The following is a 1154-nucleotide window of genomic DNA, read 5'->3' as shown; positions in this document are numbered from 1 at the left end:
ACATAGACCCCATACCCATCACCCCCCTTAAACTCAACCGTCGTCCCCTTATTCATCGTCAACGTCCCTGTCCCCTCAACACTCACCCCTTTCGCCACCTTTGAAATCCTCACATTATCCAACGCCACCGTCATCTCTCCCACCCCCATTGCATAGACCCCCATCCCACTTCCATCTCCCGTAATCGTTGTCCCTGTCAAACTTGCACTTGTCACCCCTCCCCCCACAATCACCCCAACCCCCTCATTGCCCATAAAACTAATCGTCGTCCCCTTCTCTATCGTCAACGTCCCACCCGTCCCCACCATCTCCACCCCCGTCTTGAACCCCCCAATCGTCACCTTCTCCAACGCCACCGTCATCTCCTTCGTCCCCGTCCCCACCGCATCCACCCCCGTGCCCGTCCCACTTCCCCCAATCCTCACATCATTCAACTCAGCTCTTGTCACCCCACTTCCCACCTTAATCCCCGTCCCATCTGGCCTAACCATAATCTTGGTCCCCCCCTTAATCTCCAAACTCCCACTTGTCACCTTCACCCCCATTCCAACCTTTGAAACCGTCACCCCATCCAACGTCACTGTCCCCGAACTTTCCGTCTCCACCCCCACACTTTCCCCACCTCCACTCCTCCACCTTTCCCCTCCCGTAATCGTTGTCCCTGTCAAACTTGCACTTGTCACCCCATCCCCCACATAGACCCCCCATACATCCCCCCCACTTGCTAATTCAATCGTCCCATTGTTTACCTTCAACGTACCACTTCCCTTCATACTTATCCCCCCCACCACCCCTGTCATCTTCATATTATTCACCGTCACCATCCCACTCCCCTTCTCCACCTTCACCCCCGTTATGACCCCTGAAATCCTCACATTATCCAACGTCACTTCACCCCCCGTCGCATAGACCCCAACCCCCTTATTCTGTCCCATAATCTTCGTCCCCGTCAACTCAGCCCTTGTCACCTCACTCCCCACATAGAGCCCATACTTCACAAACTCTTTTATCTCCCCTCCACTCACCGTCAAATTCCCCTTCCCCACCATCTCCACCCCCGTCATGACCCTTGAAACCGTCACCCCCTCCAACCTTACCGTTCCCCCCAGTATATTCACCCCCACACCACTTCCCCCTCCCACAATCTTCGTCCC

General features: G+C 55.4%; 1 protein-coding gene and 1 pseudogene. Both read right to left on the bottom strand.

Translation table 11 applies throughout. The features are described from left to right. Window positions 1–824: hypothetical protein (locus ME3_RS07040; RefSeq protein ID WP_210160361.1), on the bottom strand; the 824-nt coding region annotated here is incomplete at its 3' end. Between the two features lie 145 nt (window positions 825–969). Continuing rightward, window positions 970–1154, bottom strand: a pseudogene (locus ME3_RS07105) (hypothetical protein); the annotation flags it as partial.

This window comes from Bartonella melophagi K-2C (genome assembly GCF_000278255.1).
Taxonomy (GTDB): domain Bacteria; phylum Pseudomonadota; class Alphaproteobacteria; order Rhizobiales; family Rhizobiaceae; genus Bartonella; species Bartonella melophagi.
This window is presented reverse-complemented; position numbering and strand designations above follow the sequence as displayed.